The organism is Paenibacillus sp. FSL R5-0519 (genome assembly GCF_037974275.1).
Taxonomy (GTDB): Bacteria; Bacillota; Bacilli; order Paenibacillales; family Paenibacillaceae; genus Paenibacillus.
On record NZ_CP150234.1, the window covers coordinates 5,921,639 to 5,943,553 of the forward strand.

Sequence of the window (21,915 nt, forward strand, 5' to 3'; positions counted from 1 at the left end):
AATATGACTGGATCTATTGTGGTTTGGTTCCCTGTTTTGGACATTATTTCTTATTATTGTAGCAAAATAAAAAACAGCGTGTTCAATATCACTGAACACACCGATTTATTCAAGCATTTCCGGTCATTTGAATAACCGGTCAACTCTCTGATCGCTGTTACTCTCAAATTTCTCCTTACTCCTTCATACTTTAACCGCAGCAATCATCAGAAACATAGGTCTTCGATTTTCGTCTCGCATACCAGGAACCTGTTCAATCATTTCCGGTGATGGTTTGGACTCAGCCACCTTTTGAATGGCAAACCCGGCCTTAATAAGTTCATTGATATGTGTTGCCAGTGTACGATGATATTTAACCACATCCTGATTCAGAAAGTTCGCCACACGCTTCCCTTCATCGTGGTAATCATCCACGGGCCAGTGCAGGATCTCACCTGTGGGTCCGTAATGCCAATCCTGCGTAGCGCGAGCGGTGAAGATGGGATGTTCGGAGGAGAGTACAAATGTCCCCCCTTCAGCAAGACAATCGTTGATTTTGGCATACACCGTGTCCAACCGTTCTATATAATGCAAGGCAAGTGAACTGATCACAACGTCGAATTGTCCCGGTGCAAAATCAATATCTTCAATCGCCAGCTGCTCGTACTGGATCTGTGGATCGTCCGTCATCTCACGAGCCCGCTGTAGCATATTTTCAGATAGATCCACACCAATAACTGAACTCGCTTGTTGCTCGCGTGCATACCGACAATGCCAACCAAAACCACATCCCAAATCCAGAACACGCTTGTCTTTTAAATTCGGCAGCAGTGTCTGCAGTTCATGCCACTCTCCAGCAGCCTCCAGCCCTTGAACAGAACGAGCCATCTTACTGTAGTTATCAAAAAATTCCGATTCATCGTATTTATTTTGTTTCATCAAGAGATTCCTCCCGCCTTATAAAATATCAACCTACTCTACCACATAAACGATATTCAAGCGCAAAAGTTGCCAAGAGAATTCAAGCCGTGTTATCATACAAAACGAACGTTCAGTATTATTTAATACAGAATGAACATTCAGTTTACTAACGGAGGTCATTATGAATACGAATTGGACGCATCCATTGGAAGGGCAATCGGTAGGCAAAGCTTTTATTAGCTACCTTGTGCCTTCTGTATTGGGGATGCTGGTGGTTGCTTTTAATTTTATTATCGACGGCATTATGGTGGGACACAAACTGGGCTCTACCGCGATGGCCGGGATCGGTATTGCCTCTCCTGTTTACACCCTTTTTGTTGCCATGTCACTGTGGATTGGTATGGGCGGGGCAACGTTGTACTCTAACGCGATGGGTAGAAAAGATAAAAACACAGCCAAACAAATTTTCACCAAATCCATTATCCTCATTATGCTCGTTACGATGGCTATTGGTTATACTGCATTTACGTTTAAAGACAAGCTGGTATACTCCCTCGGTGCTAACGCCGAGACTTTCCCGTTTGCTTCGGACTATATGAATATCATGTTGTTGTTCGGATTTGTCTTTACCATTGAGAATGCACTCTCTGTTTTTGTTCGGAACGACGGGAATCCTAACACATCCATGTACGCTCAGATTACGTTCGCTGTGGCCAATATCGTCATTAATTATGTAACATTGTATGTGCTCGAATGGGGTGTACGCGGTGTGGCTATCGGTACAATTGTATCGGCGTCTCTTGCGCTGCTTGTCCTGTTTACTCACTTTTTCAAAAAAACAAATAATCTCACGTTCACCCGGTTCAAATGGAACAATAAACTGCTGGCTTCCCTACTTTTTATTGGTTTCCCCAGCTTTCTGGCTGAACTTGGCATGTCGGTCTTCTCTGTCTCTCACAATATCTCCATGGACCGCATTGCGGGTACGGATGGTGTAGCTTCCTTTACCGTGCTGAACTACATTCATGGTGTTGTATTGTTGGCTTTCCTGGGTCTGGCATCCGCTGCCCAACCTCTGATCAGCTATTATCACGGTGCAAGTCAGGTGACACGGGTACAACAAACGATACGTTTAGCCACGAAAACGGCTCTGGCATGCGGTTTGCTGTTACTGCTTATTGTTCAAATCGGTGCACCTTATTTCGTGCAAATCTTTGGAAACTTCAGTAGCGGCGTAACGGATAATGCCGTATACGGATTACGTATATTTACATTTGCTTATGTGTTTATGGGTGTTAACTTTGTCATGAGCACCTATTTTCAATCTGTAGGTAATGCCAAAATGGCCATCTGGATTACAGCTGCGCGTGAGATGATCATCATGATTGCACTGATTGCAGTCCTCTCTTCCTTCTTTGGTGTAACGGGTGTATGGCTTGCCGTACCGTTATCTGAGATGCTCGTTCTTGCAACTATAGCCGTATACTATAGAAAACGATCCCTTACGGATCGAATAAACGCGTTGCAGGCTGAATAACGTTATCAGATGAGTTAACGGCATCAGATGGAAGATAAATGGAACGTAAATAACATGCAGGTAGACCCCATGAATAATTTAACAAAAATCTAAACAAGCCCTGCACGATCCATAAAGATCGGTCAGGGCTTTGTTATGTTTTGTCCTATATTAGATATAAGCAACTAGATACGTATATCGAATCGGCCATTGCTATCCGTTGTTGCGTTTGCAATCTCCTTAGGGGTAGCTACGCCCTTTCCATTGGCTGAAGGTTGGGCAGGTAGCGCCTCCTTAGCAACGGTTGTACTGGCTCCTTGAGAGCTTTGCTGTGCAATCTGCGCCTCAATCTGCTTGATCTGCTGTTCAAGCTGTTTGGTCTTTGTCTCCTTCGTCTTCTCATCATCCTTGCTGGACTGGACTTTCTCCAGTTGAGCCTCAAGCTTCGTCTTTTGTTTCTCTAAACTACTTGAATTGTCCGAACTCGAAGATGTCGATATGTATGATGTTGTGGAGCTGGCTGCAGAAGATATATTCATTATGGTCCTCCTCGTTTTTACATGGCTTCACTATACCCCATCCCACTGAAACGTACGTTAAAATCAACTGAAAGGTTGCTGAACGAAGCTATGAGAGTCTGGAATTCAAATAGATGAAATACATATAGCAGCTTTAATGAATAGTCAGTCTAATCATACAGTGTAGGTCCTGGTGCAATCTGATCTGTAAAGTTAGTTGTTTCCCTGTGTAAATAACAACAAAAAAGACACACTCGATATGATCAAGTGTGTCCTTCAATTGCTTGGCGGCGTCCTACTCTCCCAGGACCCTGCGGTCCAAGTACCATCGGCGCTAGAGGGCTTAACGGTCGTGTTCGGGATGGGTACGTGTGGAACCCCTCCGCCATCGCCACCAAACGCGTAGCTTACATTTCAGAGTTCGTTCTCTGAAAACTAGATTCGAAACGAAAGTGTGCGAATGACAACTTGCTATTGGATAAGCCCTCGACCGATTAGTACTGGTCAGCTCCATGCATTGCTGCACTTCCACCCCCAGCCTATCTACCTCGTCGTCTTCAAGGGGTCTTACATACTGGGAAATCTCATCTTGAGGGGGGCTTCACGCTTAGATGCTTTCAGCGTTTATCCCGTCCGTACATAGCTACCCAGCGGTGCTCCTGGCGGAACAACTGGTACACCAGCGGTACGTCCATCCCGGTCCTCTCGTACTAAGGACAGCTCCTCTCAAATTTCCTACGCCCACGACAGATAGGGACCGAACTGTCTCACGACGTTCTGAACCCAGCTCGCGTACCGCTTTAATGGGCGAACAGCCCAACCCTTGGGACCTACTTCAGCCCCAGGATGCGATGAGCCGACATCGAGGTGCCAAACCTCCCCGTCGATGTGGACTCTTGGGGGAGATAAGCCTGTTATCCCCAGGGTAGCTTTTATCCGTTGAGCGATGGCCCTTCCATGCGGTACCACCGGATCACTAAGCCCGACTTTCGTCCCTGCTCGACTTGTAGGTCTCGCAGTCAAGCTCCCTTATGCCTTTGCACTCTTCGAATGATTTCCAACCATTCTGAGGGAACCTTTGGGCGCCTCCGTTACTCTTTAGGAGGCGACCGCCCCAGTCAAACTGCCCACCTGACACTGTCCCCGCACCGGATTACGGTACCAGGTTAGAACCTAGATACGATCAGGGTGGTATCCCAACGTTGCCTCCACGGAAGCTTGCGCTCACGCTTCAAAGGCTCCCACCTATCCTGTACAGATCGTACCCAAATTCAATATCAAGCTGCAGTAAAGCTCCATGGGGTCTTTCCGTCTTGTCGCGGGTAACCTGCATCTTCACAGGTATTAAAATTTCACCGGATCTCTCGTTGAGACAGCGCCCAAGTCGTTACGCCATTCGTGCGGGTCAGAATTTACCTGACAAGGAATTTCGCTACCTTAGGACCGTTATAGTTACGGCCGCCGTTTACTGGGGCTTCGGTTCACAGCTTCGGGACTAATCCCTAACCACTCCCCTTAACCTTCCAGCACCGGGCAGGCGTCAGCCCGTATACTTCGCCTTACGGCTTCGCACAGACCTGTGTTTTTGCTAAACAGTCGCTTGGGCCTTTTCACTGCGGCCCCCTCGTGCTATTCACACTACCGGGGCACCCCTTCTCCCGAAGTTACGGGGTCATTTTGCCGAGTTCCTTAACGAGAGTTCTTCCGCGCGCCTTAGAATACTCTTCTCGCCTACCTGTGTCGGTTTGCGGTACGGGCACCTTCACCTGGCTAGAGGCTTTTCTTGGCAGTGTGAGATCATGACCTTCGCTACTACAATTTTCGCTCCCCATCACAGCTCAGCCTTAATGATGTGCGGATTTGCCTACACATCAGCCTTACTGCTTAGACGGACATCCATCAGTCCGCGTCACTACCCTACTGCGTCCCCCCATTGCTCATAACGGCTTACGGTGGTACAGGAATTTCGACCTGTTGTCCTTCGACTACGCCTTTCGGCCTCGCCTTAGGTCCCGACTTACCCTGAGCGGACGAGCCTTCCTCAGGAACCCTTAGGCTTTCGGCGGATCAGATTCTCACTGATCTTTTCGTTACTCATACCGGCATTCTCACTTGTATAATGTCCAGCGCTCCTTACGGTACACCTTCAACCCTTATACAACGCTCCCCTACCCCTGATGCAAGCATCAAGCCATAGCTTCGGTGGTGTGTTTAGCCCCGTTACATTTTCGGCGCAGAGTCACTCGACCAGTGAGCTATTACGCACTCTTTCAATGGTGGCTGCTTCTAAGCCAACATCCTGGTTGTCTGTGCAACTCCACATCCTTTCCCACTTAACACACACTTGGGGACCTTAGCTGATGGTCTGGGCTGTTTCCCTTTTGACAATGGATCTTAGCACTCACTGTCTGACTCCCGGAAGTAAGTCTATGGCATTCGGAGTTTGACTGAGCTTGGTAACCCTTGCGGGCCCCGCACCCAATCAGTGCTCTACCTCCACGACTCTGTTTTCCGAGGCTAGCCCTAAAGCTATTTCGGGGAGAACCAGCTATCTCCGAGTTCGATTGGAATTTCTCCGCTACCCCCACCTCATCCCCGCACTTTTCAACGTGCGTGGGTTCGGGCCTCCAGTGCGTGTTACCGCACCTTCACCCTGGACAGGGGTAGATCACCCGGTTTCGGGTCTACGTCCACGTACTATGTCGCCCTATTCAGACTCGCTTTCGCTGCGGCTCCGGCTCTTCACCTTAACCTTGCACGGGAACGTAACTCGCCGGTTCATTCTACAAAAGGCACGCCATCACCCCTAAAACGGGCTCTGACTTTTTGTAAGCACACGGTTTCAGGTTCTATTTCACTCCCCTTCCGGGGTGCTTTTCACCTTTCCCTCACGGTACTGCTTCACTATCGGTCGCTAGGAAGTATTTAGCCTTGGCAGATGGTCCTGCCGGATTCATACGGGGTTTCACGTGCCCCGCACTACTCGGGATCCGTCTCGGAGGGAACAGACTTTCAATTACAGGGCTTTTACCTTCTTTGGCGGGCCTTTCCAGACCTCTTCGCTTAACCGGTTCCTTTGTAACTCCATGTGAGACGTCCCACAACCCCAAAGAGCAAGCTCTCTGGTTTGGGCTTCTCCGCGTTCGCTCGCCGCTACTGACGGAATCACTATTGTTTTCTCTTCCTCAGGGTACTTAGATGTTTCAGTTCCCCTGGTATGCCTCTACACAACCTATGTATTCAGTTGTGAGTAACTGGAAATTACCCCAGCTGGGTTTCCCCATTCGGACACCCCCGGATCAAAGCTTGCTTACAGCTCCCCGAGGCAGTTTCGTTGTTCGCCACGTCCTTCATCGGCTCCTAGCGCCTAGGCATCCTCCGTGTGCTCTTAGTAGCTTAACCATTGCGCTCGTGTTCGAGCTGTCGCTCCGCTTGGTTTGCTTGCGCAAATCCAAAAGTCGCTCCATTTCGATCACTCGCTCCAGCAATCTACCTTATAAACACTTCACTTGTTTGCACAAGTTCAGCTTAAAGGAATGTTCTAATTCGCATTTACTTTCGTTTCGATATCTAGTTTTCAAAGAACAAGCTCCATGCAAAAGCAAGCTGTTTGAGAGTTTGAGCTCTCAAAACTGAGCAACGAGTGAGTAAGTTTGCAGCTAAGCTGCTTATTTGAATGTTTCCACTCGGGAAACGATTCTCCATAGAAAGGAGGTGATCCAGCCGCACCTTCCGATACGGCTACCTTGTTACGACTTCACCCCAATCATCTATCCCACCTTCGGCGGCTGGCTCCTTGCGGTTACCCCACCGACTTCGGGTGTTATAAACTCTCGTGGTGTGACGGGCGGTGTGTACAAGACCCGGGAACGTATTCACCGCGGCATGCTGATCCGCGATTACTAGCAATTCCGACTTCATGCAGGCGAGTTGCAGCCTGCAATCCGAACTGAGACCGGCTTTTTAGGATTCGTTCCACCTCGCGGCTTCACAGCCCGTTGTACCGGCCATTGTAGTACGTGTGTAGCCCAGGTCATAAGGGGCATGATGATTTGACGTCATCCCCACCTTCCTCCGGTTTGTCACCGGCAGTCACCTTAGAGTGCCCACCCGAAGTGCTGGCAACTAAGATCAAGGGTTGCGCTCGTTGCGGGACTTAACCCAACATCTCACGACACGAGCTGACGACAACCATGCACCACCTGTCTCCTCTGTCCCGAAGGAAAGATACATCTCTGTACCGATCAGAGGGATGTCAAGACCTGGTAAGGTTCTTCGCGTTGCTTCGAATTAAACCACATACTCCACTGCTTGTGCGGGTCCCCGTCAATTCCTTTGAGTTTCAGTCTTGCGACCGTACTCCCCAGGCGGAGTGCTTAATGTGTTAACTTCGGCACCAAGGGTATCGAAACCCCTAACACCTAGCACTCATCGTTTACGGCGTGGACTACCAGGGTATCTAATCCTGTTTGCTCCCCACGCTTTCGCGCCTCAGCGTCAGTTACAGCCCAGAGAGTCGCCTTCGCCACTGGTGTTCCTCCACATATCTACGCATTTCACCGCTACACGTGGAATTCCACTCTCCTCTTCTGCACTCAAGTCACCCAGTTTCCAGTGCGATCCGGGGTTGAGCCCCGGGATTAAACACCAGACTTAAATGACCGCCTGCGCGCGCTTTACGCCCAATAATTCCGGACAACGCTTGCCCCCTACGTATTACCGCGGCTGCTGGCACGTAGTTAGCCGGGGCTTTCTTCTCAGGTACCGTCACCTTGAGAGCAGTTACTCTCCCAAGCGTTCTTCCCTGGCAACAGAGCTTTACGATCCGAAAACCTTCATCACTCACGCGGCATTGCTCCGTCAGGCTTTCGCCCATTGCGGAAGATTCCCTACTGCTGCCTCCCGTAGGAGTCTGGGCCGTGTCTCAGTCCCAGTGTGGCCGATCACCCTCTCAGGTCGGCTACGCATCGTCGCCTTGGTGAGCCGTTACCCCACCAACTAGCTAATGCGCCGCAGGCCCATCCCCAAGTGACAGATTGCTCCGTCTTTCCAGTTTCCTTCAGGCGAAGAAAACAACTATTCGGTATTAGCTACCGTTTCCGGTAGTTGTCCCAAACTTGAGGGCAGGTTGCCTACGTGTTACTCACCCGTCCGCCGCTAAGTCTCAAAGAAGCAAGCTTCTTATCAACTCCGCTCGACTTGCATGTATTAGGCATGCCGCCAGCGTTCGTCCTGAGCCAGGATCAAACTCTCCAATAAAGTATTGAAAAGAGCGATAAGCTCATTTTGAATCTGACGAGATTAAAAATCTCAATTGTGCTCCAGCCGATCCAAGCCAAGGCTTGTTTCAAACTTTCGCGTTCATTCTGCAAGCAGAATGTTTACTCACTCGTTGTTCAGTTTTCAAAGATCAAACTTGTTTTGTTGCCGAATGTCGTTCTCTTCAGCAACTCTTATATAATATCATGTCCGAACCAACTTTGCAAGCTCTTTTTTTAAGTTTCTTTCGAAGCTTATTTGATTCGCTTGCCGCACCGTGTTTCTTGTGTTTTTTTGGCCGGAAATAGAATATACCATGCAGCATACACACTTGTAAAGAGTTAATTTCTAAAAATATTAATTTTACAATCTAACCCTATTAGGGACCTTGAATCTACAATGTTATCATATGTTCAATTGTGTTATCATGCACACTTGATCTTCACTATCTAATCTGTCTTTCTTCTATATATAAGAAGGCAACCCTCTCAACTCTCTTATTCGAGACGAAAGGGTTACCTTCTATAAGAATCTATATTTATTTACGTTCTACTTTATATCCTTTATCTTCAAGCAATTTCACGATACCGTGATCGCCCAGGTAGTGTGCCGCGCCAACAACAATGAAATACTCCTCGCCTTTGCCGTTTTTCAAGTAACCATCGATTTTGTCAGCCATACCAATGTTACGATCAACCAGCATTGCTTTGTTGTACTCCTCGTTCGTGGAGAAGCTGTTAGTCAGTTCAAGTAATTGCTCGTCATTACCCGTTTTCCACATCTCAGCCATTTGATTCACACTGTTATCCAGCACGTCGAAGTTCTCGATTGTCGCTTTCAAAGTTTCCTCTTGTGTTTCTTTGGAAAAATCGTTAAACATGCCAAGTTGAGATTGATAACTTTCCAACTCAATAACTGGGAGTTTGCGCTCGATTGCTTTCTGGATGAAATACAGATCCACTCCTGCTGACGCTTCGTATCCAGCCGTTGCGGACTTCAAACTTGCGAGTGTGCTCTCTACTACCCAAGGCTTAAATGCATCCAAAGCGTTAGGCTCTAAACCATTTTTCTTCAGTACATTGCCCAGCTTCGTATAGGTTTCACTGGAAATGTGATCTTTCAGTGTTGTTCCATCCTGATATGAACCCAGGCTTAGAACCAGCTTTTGCTGCTCTTCGTCAGCCGCTTTGCTAATATCAATCTCTACCCCAAGATAGTCGGCTTCCGCAAATGCTTCCTCAAACTCCGGACGCAATGGATAGAAGCTCTCATCCGCAATATGCATGGACCCTACCAGATAGACCGTGTTTCCATTGCTTTCCACTTCCCACATGAAGCCACGTCCACCCGTTTGAGCAGTTTCCGTTGCTCCACCTTTGGATACCAGCAGCACGGTGCGTGTTGCGGCATCCCAGCGCACTTCATAACCCGCTGCATCTCCAACGATGCGGATTGGAGCATACGTCACACCGTTGATACGTGTAAGTTTGCTTTTCAGTGTAATCGTTTTGCCATCTACCACGGCCGTGATCGTATCATCTGTCGCAGTCGTTAGCTTCACGTCCATGGCATCCAGCGTAGTGCGCAGCGGGACCAGTGTTGTGCCTTTTTCCAGGATCGGTGCTCCTGTAGCATATTTCACTGCCCGGTCATTGACCTTGACGGAAGTTTCTTGTGGAGCAGCCATAGCCGGTACCGCAGATGCGAGCAAGCCTACCGAGATGGTAAGAGATAATAGTGTGCGTTTCCAATTCTTCATATTATGTATTCTCCTTTATGAATATAGTTGCCAATCATTTTGATAGAATGGACATACTTAGATACTACGGATAAAAGTAGGGCTAGGTGCCACTCCACAAACGGAGCAGCACTCTCTCCCTTCATTACTCTCAATAGATAAGAAATAACAGAAACGAATCCGTCATATCGGTTCGATGCTAGATATTCGCAAAGTCCAAGCTGTTCCATGATAAATAGATACTGACCAGAGCCAGGAAAAGGAATGCTATAGAAACCTTCCGATTCCCCCGCAGCTTCACTCCATATGAGACGAAGAAAATAGCGATAGCTAATTTGGAGATGCTTCGGTAGTTGCCCTGATCTGAAAAGGCTGAACTGCTAAAAACAATTGAAACTAGCAGTGTAGTCAGGATCATTGCTTTAAACCACAGAGGTTCCCTCCAAAACTGTATATAGAACCCCTTTAACTGTTGCATGATCGCCGCCCTCCCCTCTCCTGGACTCAACTTAGATCTTATAAGCCTTCATGGCCTTAAATAACTCTTTAAAGGTTGGACGTTTACCGTACATCAGCACACCTGTGCGATAGATTTTGGCTGCAAGCCATCCGAAGATGATAATGGACACAATGAGAATCGCTAATGAAGTTAGAATCTCCCAAGTCGGTGCAACTCCCGCACCGATCCGTACCAGAATCGCGGTCGGCGATGTGAATGGAATGAAGCTCGCGATTTTCAACAACAGAATGTTCGGCGTAGAAATACTGAAGATCGCAATATAGAAGGATACAAGTGACAGCATCGTAATTGGCAGAACAGCCTGACCCAGTTCTTCCGTACGGCTTACCATTGAGCCAATGGCAGCGAACAACACGGCATACAGGAAGTAACCCAGAATGTAGAATATGAGTCCGTACACAATAACCGCAATGTTCACATCACTCAGACTCATATTGAAATCACCTAACACTGCACGGTTATGCGGCAGCAGGATATTTCCGGCAACCACTGCTCCAAAGATCCCGATTTGCAGCATGCCCACCATGAAAATACCGATGATTTTACCAAACATCTGACTGAGCGGGGATACACTCGTAATCAGAATCTCCATAATACGTGAGCTCTTCTCCGCTGTGATCTCAGAGGCAATCATGTTGCCTGTCATCATCGTAGAGGTGAACAGCAGGATGATCAGCAAGTACACCACAATATAGTTAATCGGGCTCATCGCACCTTCTGACTCAGTACCGGTCCCACTTCCATCCGTACTCAAGCTTTGCTCGGTAAGCTTCACAGGTGTTGTAATCAGTTCCTTCTGCTCCGCTGTGAGTACATCCTTCACAACCACATCCAGCTTCACACTCTGCAATGCAGCTTCAATGGATGCAATGATCTGAGGTGATACATCTTCTGCTGAATATAGAATGGGCTGTGGGAACTCCTGTCCAGCAACCGGTTCAAACTTCAGATAGCCATCGGTAAGCCCTGCTTCCGCATCCGCTGCAAGAGCCGCTTCATCCTTGTCTCCACTGGCAATGAATCGATAGGCCTGATCTCCTTGCGCCGCCGAGAAACTCTCCAGTTTCTCGGAAACTTCAGGCTGCCCTGCGCTCAGAAGACCAATATTTACAGGATTGCTACTTGAAGCTCCGCCAATGGAGCCTCCATTGAATAAGGTAATGAAATACGGTACATTGAGTCCGATTGAGATTAAAAGTGCAAGTACAATGGTCGTCACCATGAATGATTTCGTTTTAACTTTGTTTTTAAATGTAAAACCCGTAATCGTTCCCATTTTATTCATTCGACTCACCTACCTCACGAATAAAGATTTGGTTAAGCGTTGGTTCCTTCAGTTCAAAGTGTTCCACTGTCGTCTGAGTCATGGCTGTTCTCAAAATCTCTTGAGCTGCTTCCACCTGACTAATATGTATCAGGTAACCACGCTCATTCCGCTCGACTTTCTTCACACCAGGCAACTGTTCAAGCCCATCCACACTTCCAACTGTACCCAGGAATACCTGCTCACGTGGATAACGGCTCTTAATCTCCTTGATCTCTCCTTGTACCACCGTGTTGGAACGATGCAGAATGGTGATCTGACGACACAACTCTTCAACGTGCTCCATGCGGTGTGTCGAGAACAGAATAGCCGTGCCCTCGTCACGCAATTCCTTGACGGTGGACTTAAGTAATTCCACGTTCACAGGATCCAGTCCACTGAACGCTTCATCCAGAATAAGAATCTGCGGTCTATGCACTACCGCTGCGATAAAGCCCATTTTCTGCTGATTACCTTTGGATAACTCCTCAATCTTCTTATCGTAATATTCCGGAACTTCGAACCGATCCAACCAGTATTTGAGACTTTGATCTGCATCCTTACCATTCATGCCACGAAGCCGTGCCAGATAATTAATCTGTTCACTGACTTTCACCTTCGGGTACAATCCACGCTCTTCCGGAAGATAACCCATAATCTGCTGCAACTCTGTGTTGTAAGGCTTGCCGTTGTACAGGATATTCCCCCCGTCCGGGTGAATCAGTCCAAGCACCATGCGCATCGTTGTTGTTTTGCCTGCACCATTGGCTCCGAGCAGTCCGTAAATCTCCCCTTCTTTTACATTGAGCGTAACTCCATTGACGGCTGTTTTGTCTGCATATTGCTTGACGACTTGCTTCAATTCCAATCGGTTCATCATTTATCGTCTCCCTTCGGTTATTTCCACTGTACGGGTGCATACCCGGCAATCCAGAACGCCAGCACTTCATCCAATTCCAAATTTCGGATTTTCAATACCCGGTTATTCGATAACTCCAGTCTCTCCTGTGCTTCGCTGATCCGGGTTGTAATGACACGAACCAACCCTCTTTCTTCCAAAGAGGATTCCACAACACCTGGGATACTCTCTGGCCTTAAGTCTCCTTCATACCAGACTTCTTTCCACTGATCGAGCACCATATCTTTCTCGGCCATCCCCAGTGACTGACCACGGTGCATCAAGACGATGTAATCCGCAAGTCTTTTGACTTCATCTGCTATATGTGTGGCAATCAGAATCGTGGTGTCGCCCTCAGCCATGAAGGTACGGAACTGCTCAACCATCACTTTCCAGGCAAAGGGGTCCAGTCCTGATGAAGGCTCATCCAAAAGCAATAATCTGGGGCGAGCTGCAATCGCAGCAGCAATCTCGAATTTCCGCCGCTCTCCCTTGGACATCTTGTTCAGCTTCACATCAACGGGTACTTCCATATCGCGAATCAGTTGATCGAACAGCTTCATATCCCATCGCGGGTACCAGTAGGCCCGAAATTCAGCTGCTTCCTGTGCTGTTATCCGATTCTCTTCAAGCCCGGCATTGTCAGCCACAAAACCGATCTGTTGTCTCAGTTCAAGGGGAAGTGGTCCCTCATGTTCCTTCCCAAACCATATAATCTGCCCGGCATCTGGCAGCACCACTTGTTGCAGCATGTTAAGAAGTGTGCTTTTGCCAGAACCGTTATGACCGAGAATAGCAACTACATACCCTTCCGGGATGGTCAGATCAATCGGGCCAATTACTCTGCGTTTTCGCATCTTGGATACACCGTTCAACTGAACTGCTATGGGTTCCATGTATGAATCACTCCCTTACTTCGCGTAAATAGCCTTCAGGACTTCCCGGAACAGGCTCTCCATCTCTTCTTCCGTACAGCCTACCGATTTTCCAGACTGCACCGCTGCCTGCAACGCTTCCTGTGCGGCCTTCAATCTATAATTTTCTCTATCGCCGGCTTCTACCTGGGCCACAAATGTACCCGTCCCCTGCTTCGTACGAAGCAGACCTTCATTCTCCAGATCCTGATAGACCCGTCTAACCGTAATCACACTGCAATTCAGCGCTCCGGCGAACTCACGTATGGACGGCAAATGTGTCCCCTCCCCCAACTGACCCGTTATAATTAGAGATCTTAATTGATTTTCAATTTGGTGGTATAAAGGTTCAGCGCTATTTTCATTAATTTGAATGGGTATTTTCACATCTTGCACCTCGCCCTCCGGTACACTCCAGTCTGTTGCCTGACCGTGCCGGTCTCATCCTGTATTCGTACATAAACTCAACTCTCATTTTAATTTAAATCCCGAAGAACCAGCTTCTTCAGCGTCAAGCGGCTAAACAACCATAATCCTGCGATACCAGCCACCAGAGCAATCCACATGATCGGGGAAAGCAGCCCCCATGATTTACTCGCATCCATCACCATTCGAAAGCCGTAACTGCCGGACATTCGAATCAATAAGGATATGCCAATCGCAAGGGGTACAAAAAGCGTACTGAGAACCAAGTATTTCTTGCCACTGTTCAGAAACTCTCCGTAAATATATAATCCTGTTACCAAAAGTCCATAACCTGTACAGGTCAGGCTAAAGGCCAGATATTGATCCCATCGGAATCCTTCGGCATGAAGGCTAACCACGTATAACGATCCGTAGAAAAAAATACCATTGTAAGCAAACGCCATTAGAGCTTGCTGTAACCTGGACCACATCACCGCTTGTTCAGGGATCGGGATTCTGCGATAGTAGGCCAACATCTGCGTATAGGAATCCTCCTGTATGTAACGGAAGGAGCGCCTGCAGAACATGAACCCTTGAAATGGCAACATGATTAAAAAGAAGGAATCCACTACAGGATTAATGAAATCTGTCTGTTGTTGTCCCAATAACATCACACCGCTCATGCCGCCAGTGTATATCATGAATATTGCAGACCATAGCCATTGGAGCTTATCCTTACTCGTCTGGTTGCGGGTCAACCACCACGCCTGCTTCCATTCGTTCATATGCATGCCTGCCTTTCAGTTGTCATTCACTCATCTTGCGCACTGTAATCACTGTGTTTACTGTATATATCAATATACACAGTATACAGACCGAATTCTGACCCCGTCAACCCCTAATTTTCCTGAATCAGGAAGATGGGATAGGACACAGTTCAAATTTACGTTAAAATAAATTATAGTCACGGATACAAGAAAGGAAGTTTACAACTATGGATTGGCTGGTCGAGATCGGGTTTGTGCTCCTTTTCCTTATCGTCGTTATCTGGTTGATCCTCCGGGATGAACCTCATCGTCATTCTGCCAAAAGAGGCAGATACCGCAGACACCGTAACAACGGTTATGCCGACTCTGCTTCGGGATATCCGGTCATTACAGGAGATGAATCCTACGATCGACATGTCAGACACACACCGGATCACAAACATCATGATTCGGATTCTTCATCAGATACACACTCTCATCACCACAGTGATAGTGGGAGCAGCAGCGACAGTGGTGGGGATAGCGGCGGCGGAGACAGTGGTGGTGGCGGGGATTAAAGGATCACACGAAATCCTCCCATCACAAAAGAAGGGCTGTACCCGTTATTGTGTTAACACAATTCGGGTACAGCCCTTTACCGTTCTCTAGCACCTGTTAGAAGAAGAGGCCTTGCAATCAAACGAGGATATAACCACTAGGCAGACTGCGGCTGCTGCGAATCGCACGAATCTCGGCCAGAGTCAGCCGTTCATTCGTGGAGATCAGGGATTCCACATCCTCGCCACGGATCAGATCATCCAAATCTCTCAAGTTGGTGTTGCCGCGGAAGACGCGGAATCCCCCCTGAAAGTTTGGCCGTGTAAATACAACGAGTGTTGCATTAGAACTTGTTGAGAAAAAACGCAGGCTCTCTACCCCATCCAAAATATTGTCCAGGTTACGAAGACCCGTGTTGCCACGATAGATGCGGCTTCTTCCTCTGTAGTTCTCTTCTGAATACACGGTAAGGCGTGGATACGTTTGACTGACATTGACTGTTTTTTTCATTTTGTTTCCCCCTCTCGAACTCATTCTATGAATGAATGAGAGAGGTAGCGTGGACGAATCTTCTGCTAGATTCGTCCATTTTCATATTTTCAGAAGATCATAGTGACGCACGCACGATTAGCCCGAGGTTGTGCCCCATTTTTTACACGCCGAGAATAGCTTCCCACACCGGACGTGTATGACCACCAGGATATAAGAGATATAGAAGAACATACACAACAACACCTGTTAATGCTGACCCGAACCAGATCATGGACGTGAACCTGCCCCAGCGGCGATGTGTTCCGAACTTCTTTTTGAACCCCAACACTAGTGTTGAAATGCCGAATATCGCTGCCACGGTAGCCAGGATAATATGAAAGATTAGAAATATCCGATAAAAGATCTCCAGATCCGGGTCTCCACCCCAAGCCGTATTACCTACGAATACTGTGCGAGACATATAGATCACAAAGAAGATTAGAGCTGCAATCGCACCTGCTACCATGGCGGACTGATGAGCCTCGCGTTTGCCCCGAATAATCAGTACCCATCCAATCCCCACCAGTACTGCACTTATCACAATGAAAGAAGTACTGATCGTAGGTAGCCAAAAATACATATCCATCGTGTGTTCCCCCTCTTGTCAGAACATTGACTTAATTATTTGGCAGCCGGATTGAGTGGCCCCCCAGCGCCTCCAGCAGGATACGAATCATCATCATCTTCCTGCTTCTCTTTCCGATACCATTGGAAAAAGACATAGGCCAGCATGGAGGCGAAGATCCCTTCCTGAATAAACTTCATTATAATGCCACCGACCTGCTGATCTTCCTTCGCGGAGGACAGGAAGTTGAAGAAGGCCGGTCCACCGAATGAGCGAAGTAAAGCCGTAGAATCCCCAGACACACAATACCGCATGGCTTCAGCCCATACTGCCGGGTTGCTGTACGTCTGATACAACGGCTCGGACGCAAAAATAATCAATCCACACGCAGGCGTGAGCAGCACCATATTCAGAAAAATAAAACCGATCTTGGATAGACCCGAAGCTTGTCTGCCCTCTGGTAACGGATTCAGCAATGTCCACCACATGAGCATCGAGGTGATAAACAATGCAATATAATACAATCGGTGAACGGTAAAATTCAGCATAACGTAATCATGTACAATCGGTAAGTGATACAGCGAAAACAGCCCGTTAAAGATCACTGCCGCAACAATCGGATGAGCCAGGAACGATAGCTGGCGTGTCGGCAGCCAACGTACGACTCTGCGCCATACCCAGATCGGCAAGCCTTTCATCATCAGCGGCGGCGCTACCAGATAAGAGAACGCCATGCTTACCATGTGAAAACTAAACATCACGTGACCAAGCAGATTAAATGGTCCAGCTTGAGCCAGATAGAGGACAAACAGCCCTGTAATAAACATGATTTTCTGACCGGCAGTCGCAGGCTCTGCATCTTTTATTTGCTCGCTTAACGGTCCCACGAGCACTAAATACGCCGCAGCAATGATCAGAAATAAAGCCAATATAAGTGGACTCCATAAGTCGTTGAAGCTAAAATATTGCAACCCGAGCATACGGGAAACCTCCCCGTGACCTGATTTGGTTGTTGCCTTTATTTCTTTATGAAGATTCATTCGCCAAAAAGGGGAAAAGACGGCGGCATTGCGCCGCCGCCATCTCTTTTACCACCAGACCCAATAAAGTGCCATAATGATGCACGTAAAGGCTACGAAGAAGCCAAAGGCCATGAACAGGATTGGCATCAAGTGCCCTTTATCCTTCATGTGCATCCAGTAACCCAACTGAACGAATACCTGAAGAATAGCCATCACGAGCAAAATAATTATCGTAAAGGTTGTGTTGACCCCTCCGGCAGAAGCAGCCGCAAACGCAATCAGCGTGAGAATAATGGAGAAAACAAACACCACGACGTGTTTCTGTGGCCCTTCCGTCCGGTGACGGTGCTTCACAGGCTGTTGATCTGTCTTATCCTGTGCTGACATGTGTTACCCCACCTTTCCGAGCAGGTACACGACCGTAAAGATGAACACCCAGACCACGTCAATAAAGTGCCAGTACATTGCGGAGACGTATACTTTAGGTGCAGTTACGACCGTCAATCCTTTTTTGAACAGCTGCCCAATAATGATTCCGATCCACACAATACCGAAAGCAACGTGCGCTCCGTGGAACCCGACCAGTGTATAGAATGCTGAACTAAAGGCACTGGTAGTCATGCCAAACTCTTTATGTTTCACATACTCATAGAACTCGTATATCTCCAGCGCGAGGAATCCCATACCCAGTACCACCGTGATGCCAAGCCACAATGCCAGTGCATCTCGCTTGCCCTTATGCATGGCCTGAATTGCAAATACACTCGTCAAACTACTGACCAAGAGAATGAACGTTGCAGCGGCCACGAGTGGCAGGTGAAACAGTTCATTCGCCGTAGGTCCATCATTGGTTTGGCCACGAAGAGCCAGGAAGGTAGCAAAGAGCGTACCGAACAGTACAGTCTCTCCGCCAAGGAACAACCAGAAGGCAATCAACTTGTTACGTCCCTCCAGCGTTGCTTTCTCCGGTTCATGCGGCAATTTGTCGTTCACCGGTTCGGCATGTGAGGTTGTCATGTTCTAGCCCCCTTCTCATCCTGATCCTCCGGTTCAATATGCCAGCCATGATCATCATAAAGTGAACGCAGTGCCATTGATCCAAATGTAATCAGAAGACCAATAACAACTACAATATAATTGTTAAACAATACATTCATAAACGCATTACCGAATTCATCCTTGCTGAACATCAGACCAAGTCCGGCAATAAAGATCCCCACAGACATTACAAACGGCAACGGCGTTGCTGATGGCATATGAATCGAACCCACGGGTTCTGCTGGTGTCATCTCCGTATGTCCTGCCATCTTTTCCTTCCAGTACGCATCAATTCCACGTACCAGCGGAGTCTGCTTGAAATTGTATTCCGGCGGCGGTGAAGGAATGGACCATTCCAAAGTACGACCGTCTTCCCACGGATCGTTTGGCGCACCAGCCGGTTTTCTCATGGTGATTACGATGTTCGCGAGGAATAAGATAACTCCCACACCCATCAGAAATGCCCCGACGGAGCTGACCAGATTGAGCAGATCAAAATCCTGATTCGGCAAATATGTAACGATCCGGCGCTGCATTCCCATCAGACCGAGGAAATGCTGTACAAAGAACGTTAATTGGAAACCGATCATAAATGTCCAGAATGTCCATTTTCCAAGTGTTTCACTCAGAATACGTCCGAACATCTTCGGCCACCAGTAATGCAGTCCCGAGAACAAGCCGAGTACAAGTCCCCCTACAATAACGTAGTGAAAGTGGGCTACAACAAAGTACGTATCATGGAACTGGAAATCCGCCGGAGCAGATGCCAGCATGACACCGGTAACACCACCCATAACGAAGGTTGGAACGAATCCAACAGCAAACAGGTTCGCCGCTGTAAAGCGGATCTGTCCACCCCACATCGTAAAGAGCCAGTTAAAGATTTTGATCCCGGTAGGTACGGCAATCAACATTGTCGAGATGGAGAATAGCGCGTTGGCTACATTTCCGAGACCTGTTGTAAACATGTGATGCGCCCATACCATGAAGCCCAGGAAGGCAATCAGGATGGTGGCAAATACCATGGAGCTGTAACCGAACAGCCGTTTACGCGAGAAGGTCGGAATAACCTCCGAGATGATACCAAATGCCGGCAAAATCAAAATGTATACTTCCGGGTGCCCGAAAATCCAGAAGATGTGCTGCCAGAGTACGGGGTTACCGCCCCCTGCTACATCGAAGAAATTCGCTCCAAGTATACGATCAAACGTCAAAAGTACAAGCCCTACCGTGATGGCAGGAAAAGCAAAAAGAATAATGGCAGATGTAATAAATGTCGTCCATGTAAACATCGGCATCCGCATGTAGGACATGCCTGGAGCACGCATTGTAATAATCGTTGCGAGAAAGTTAATGCCCCCGATGAGTGTTCCCAGACCCGCGATCTGAAGACCGATGGTATAGAAATCCACACCATGCGTTCCACTGTACTCACTGCCCGAAAGCGGCGTATATGAGGTCCAGCCCGCATCCGGTGCTCCCCCCATAACCCAACTCAGGTTCAGCAGCAGTCCCCCAAAAAGGAACGTCCAGAAACCAAGTGCGTTAAGAAAAGGAAAGGCAACGTCCCGCGCCCCGATCTGCAAAGGCACAACTGCATTCATAATGGCAAAAATAAGTGGCATGACACCAAGGAAAATCATCGTTGTTCCATGCATGGTAATCAATTCGTTGAAGACCTGTGCCGATACAAAATCATTCATAGGCTTCATCAGTTGAATCCGAATCAAAATGGCTTCAATGCCGCCGATTCCAAAGAAAAATCCACCCGCAACCAAATAGAGAATGGCGATTTTTTTGTGATCGACGGTGGTGATCCAATCCATCAAGCCCCTGTACCTCTTGACGCTATGCGCATGAGCCAAGGTTGTGTACCCCCTTCTTCGTCCTTGCTGTTCTATTCATAGTCCAATTTGTAGTTGGCCAGATATTCGGCAATTCCGTCGATTTCTTCATCCGTCAACCCAAGATCCTTGGGATTCGGCATGGTATTGCCCGGCTTCACGGATTGTGGATCATGGAGCCATTCTTTCATGTTATCCAGTACCGGACTGCCTTCTTCCTGTCCCTCACGAGAATTCAGCAAAATGCCTGCGACAGATTCCTTGCCGCCGATTCCCGTCAAGTTAGGTGCTACTGGTCCACCTTGATCGCCAACCGCGTGGCAAGAAAGGCAGTTTGTTTTGAATTTCTCGGCTAATTGAGTATCTTCAGGAAGGACTGCAGGTGCTTTCATCTGATTCACCCATCTGTCAAAGGATTCCTGACTCACTGCTTTTACCTTGAATTCCATGAAGGCATGCGATCTGCCACATAACTCGGCACATTTACCGCGGTAAACGCCTTCATTCGGTGCAGAGAAACTGAACTTGTTAAGTGTTCCATCCGGGTTTGTGTCCATTTTGCCCGCAAGTGACGGCACCCAGAAGGAGTGAAGCACGTCAGCGGTCTTAAGTTCAAATGCGATTTTTGTTCCGGTCGGGATGATGAGATCTTGAGCGGTGGTTACGTCATATTGAGGATAAGTGAATTCCCACCAGTACTGATGCGAGGTGACTTGGACCTTAAGTGCATTTTTGTCATTGGACAGATCTTCACCTTGGGCAAAAATCGTTTGGACTGTCGGTACTGCCAGCACAATAACCAGCAATAACGGAATGGCTGTCCATATTACTTCCAGCTTGAAATTACCTTCAACCTGTTCAGGCATGTCGGTCTGCCCGGATCTTCTACGAAACCGGATCAGAACATAGGCCGCTATAGCAAATACAATGATGAGCACCACGATCATAATCGTGATGGATAACTTCATCAGATCATATTGGCCTTGCGCCACAGGACCCTGAGGTTTCATTACCGACAAGTCTTCCCGCCCGCATGCGGATAGCAGCAAAGAGAACACCGCCAGCAAGGGGAGAATTCGCTTTGCAACCTGCCACTGTTTCATCATTGATCTACCCCACTTTTTTACGTTTTCGTAGATTACCGTTGTCGTTCAGTAGAAAGGCAACAAAAGGTACGTTTCAGCACGATACGCATAATCCTCTTCATCATACAGAACGCTTACAAAAATAACGCTTCCAGTACTCCCGTGATTTCCTGCTCAGGGCATGTCTGCGCATTCTTCCAATTCATTCTATATGCTTCAATCACTTATTAAATATAAGTTGAGGGTATGATTTTGTCAATCTTTGGACACATGTTCACAAATTGTTCACTTTATGTAAAAAACCGCTCTACAACTTGATTTGCAAACGATTTCAGTCAAAAGTATTACACTCTACATTTGAAAATTTTTGCCAAATTTCGGTGATAAAACTCGATTTATTGGTGATTTTTCTCACATTCAAAACATGCGATATTATGCAAAAGAAAGGTCCGATTTTATGGAAGACCTCTTCCATGTCCATTCAGAAAACATACCTATCGCTCCATACCGCTACATTCAAGCTCAAAACAGCATGGAGCATTTCTCCGAAAGGTT

The 21,915-nt window shown here is 47.7% G+C and carries 18 protein-coding genes and 3 rRNA genes; 2 read left to right on the forward strand and 19 right to left on the reverse strand.

From position 1 onward, the window contains the following. Positions 1-183: 183 nt before the first annotated feature. Complete coding sequence (locus tag MKY73_RS26570) at positions 184-918, reverse strand: class I SAM-dependent methyltransferase (protein WP_339304318.1); 735 nt, start codon at positions 916-918, stop codon at positions 184-186. 163 nt (positions 919-1,081) lie between these two features. Between MKY73_RS26570 and MKY73_RS26575 the strand changes: the two genes are divergently transcribed. Further along, positions 1,082-2,437 carry an MATE family efflux transporter gene (locus MKY73_RS26575; RefSeq protein WP_339304320.1) on the forward strand — a complete coding sequence of 452 codons (1,356 nt, stop codon included), beginning with the start codon at positions 1,082-1,084 and terminating at the stop codon, positions 2,435-2,437. 164 nt (positions 2,438-2,601) lie between these two features. Here MKY73_RS26575 and MKY73_RS26580 read toward each other — a convergent pair whose 3' ends face one another. The 11 genes from MKY73_RS26580 to MKY73_RS26630 all read right to left on the reverse strand — a co-directional run bounded on the left by MKY73_RS26580 (position 2,602) and on the right by MKY73_RS26630 (position 14,756). Further along, positions 2,602-2,955, reverse strand: coding sequence for a FlxA-like family protein (locus tag MKY73_RS26580; protein ID WP_339304321.1), 354 nt, complete (start codon positions 2,953-2,955; stop codon positions 2,602-2,604). A 261-nt stretch (positions 2,956-3,216) separates the two neighbouring features. After that, positions 3,217-3,333 (reverse strand): 5S ribosomal RNA (rrf, locus tag MKY73_RS26585). Positions 3,334-3,408: 75 nt separating this feature from the next. After that, positions 3,409-6,336 (reverse strand): 23S ribosomal RNA (locus MKY73_RS26590). Between the two features lie 305 nt (positions 6,337-6,641). Next, positions 6,642-8,193: ribosomal RNA gene (locus MKY73_RS26595) — 16S ribosomal RNA — on the reverse strand. Together the 16S, 23S and 5S rRNA genes form the textbook arrangement of a ribosomal RNA operon. A gap of 538 nt (positions 8,194-8,731) precedes the next feature. After that, positions 8,732-9,952, reverse strand: a complete 1,221-nt coding sequence (locus MKY73_RS26600; protein ID WP_339304323.1) for a TraB/GumN family protein — start codon at positions 9,950-9,952, stop codon at positions 8,732-8,734. 178 nt (positions 9,953-10,130) lie between these two features. Further along, complete coding sequence (locus tag MKY73_RS26605) at positions 10,131-10,409, reverse strand: hypothetical protein (RefSeq protein WP_339304325.1); 279 nt, start codon at positions 10,407-10,409, stop codon at positions 10,131-10,133. Between the two features lie 31 nt (positions 10,410-10,440). Next, a complete protein-coding gene (locus MKY73_RS26610; RefSeq protein ID WP_339304327.1) occupies positions 10,441-11,736 on the reverse strand; it encodes an ABC transporter permease in 1,296 nt (431 codons plus the stop codon). Next, positions 11,729-12,631: an ATP-binding cassette domain-containing protein gene (locus MKY73_RS26615; RefSeq protein ID WP_339308766.1), complete on the reverse strand. Its 903-nt coding sequence runs from the start codon at positions 12,629-12,631 to the stop codon at positions 11,729-11,731. Before MKY73_RS26615 ends, MKY73_RS26610 begins: the two co-directional genes overlap by 8 nt. Positions 12,632-12,651: 20 nt before the next feature. Continuing rightward, the gene (locus tag MKY73_RS26620; RefSeq protein WP_339304329.1) at positions 12,652-13,548 is read right to left on the reverse strand and encodes an ABC transporter ATP-binding protein; all 897 of its coding nucleotides are present in this window, start codon (positions 13,546-13,548) and stop codon (positions 12,652-12,654) included. 15 nt (positions 13,549-13,563) lie between these two features. After that, positions 13,564-13,953 (reverse strand): GntR family transcriptional regulator, encoded by a 390-nt coding sequence (locus MKY73_RS26625; protein WP_339304332.1) that lies wholly within the window; start codon positions 13,951-13,953, stop codon positions 13,564-13,566. Positions 13,954-14,042: 89 nt separating this feature from the next. Further along, positions 14,043-14,756, reverse strand: coding sequence for a hypothetical protein (locus MKY73_RS26630; RefSeq protein ID WP_339258665.1), 714 nt, complete (start codon positions 14,754-14,756; stop codon positions 14,043-14,045). 209 nt (positions 14,757-14,965) lie between these two features. Between MKY73_RS26630 and MKY73_RS26635 the strand changes: the two genes are divergently transcribed. Next, positions 14,966-15,295: a hypothetical protein gene (locus MKY73_RS26635; RefSeq protein ID WP_339304334.1), complete on the forward strand. Its 330-nt coding sequence runs from the start codon at positions 14,966-14,968 to the stop codon at positions 15,293-15,295. Positions 15,296-15,413: 118 nt separating this feature from the next. Here the strand turns inward: MKY73_RS26635 and MKY73_RS26640 are convergent, their stop codons facing one another. The 7 genes from MKY73_RS26640 to coxB all read right to left on the reverse strand — a co-directional run bounded on the left by MKY73_RS26640 (position 15,414) and on the right by coxB (position 21,381). Next, on the reverse strand, positions 15,414-15,785 hold the full coding sequence (locus MKY73_RS26640; RefSeq protein ID WP_339304336.1) for a hypothetical protein: 372 nt from the start codon (positions 15,783-15,785) through the stop codon (positions 15,414-15,416). 142 nt (positions 15,786-15,927) lie between these two features. Further along, on the reverse strand, positions 15,928-16,392 hold the full coding sequence (locus tag MKY73_RS26645) for a DUF420 domain-containing protein (RefSeq protein WP_339304338.1): 465 nt from the start codon (positions 16,390-16,392) through the stop codon (positions 15,928-15,930). Positions 16,393-16,427: 35 nt separating this feature from the next. Continuing rightward, positions 16,428-17,351 (reverse strand): cytochrome c oxidase assembly factor CtaG, encoded by a 924-nt coding sequence (gene ctaG, locus MKY73_RS26650; RefSeq protein WP_339304340.1) that lies wholly within the window; start codon positions 17,349-17,351, stop codon positions 16,428-16,430. Between the two features lie 108 nt (positions 17,352-17,459). Continuing rightward, entirely contained in the window at positions 17,460-17,780 is a 321-nt protein-coding gene (locus MKY73_RS26655) for a cytochrome C oxidase subunit IV family protein (protein ID WP_278297054.1), read from the reverse strand. Between the two features lie 3 nt (positions 17,781-17,783). After that, positions 17,784-18,410: a cytochrome c oxidase subunit 3 gene (locus tag MKY73_RS26660; protein ID WP_047840264.1), complete on the reverse strand. Its 627-nt coding sequence runs from the start codon at positions 18,408-18,410 to the stop codon at positions 17,784-17,786. Next, positions 18,407-20,296, reverse strand: a complete 1,890-nt coding sequence (ctaD, locus tag MKY73_RS26665) for a cytochrome c oxidase subunit I (RefSeq protein ID WP_339239361.1) — start codon at positions 20,294-20,296, stop codon at positions 18,407-18,409. Before ctaD ends, MKY73_RS26660 begins: the two co-directional genes overlap by 4 nt. A gap of 32 nt (positions 20,297-20,328) precedes the next feature. Further along, the gene (coxB, locus tag MKY73_RS26670) at positions 20,329-21,381 is read right to left on the reverse strand and encodes a cytochrome c oxidase subunit II (protein WP_339304342.1); all 1,053 of its coding nucleotides are present in this window, start codon (positions 21,379-21,381) and stop codon (positions 20,329-20,331) included. Positions 21,382-21,915: the final 534 nt, after the last annotated feature.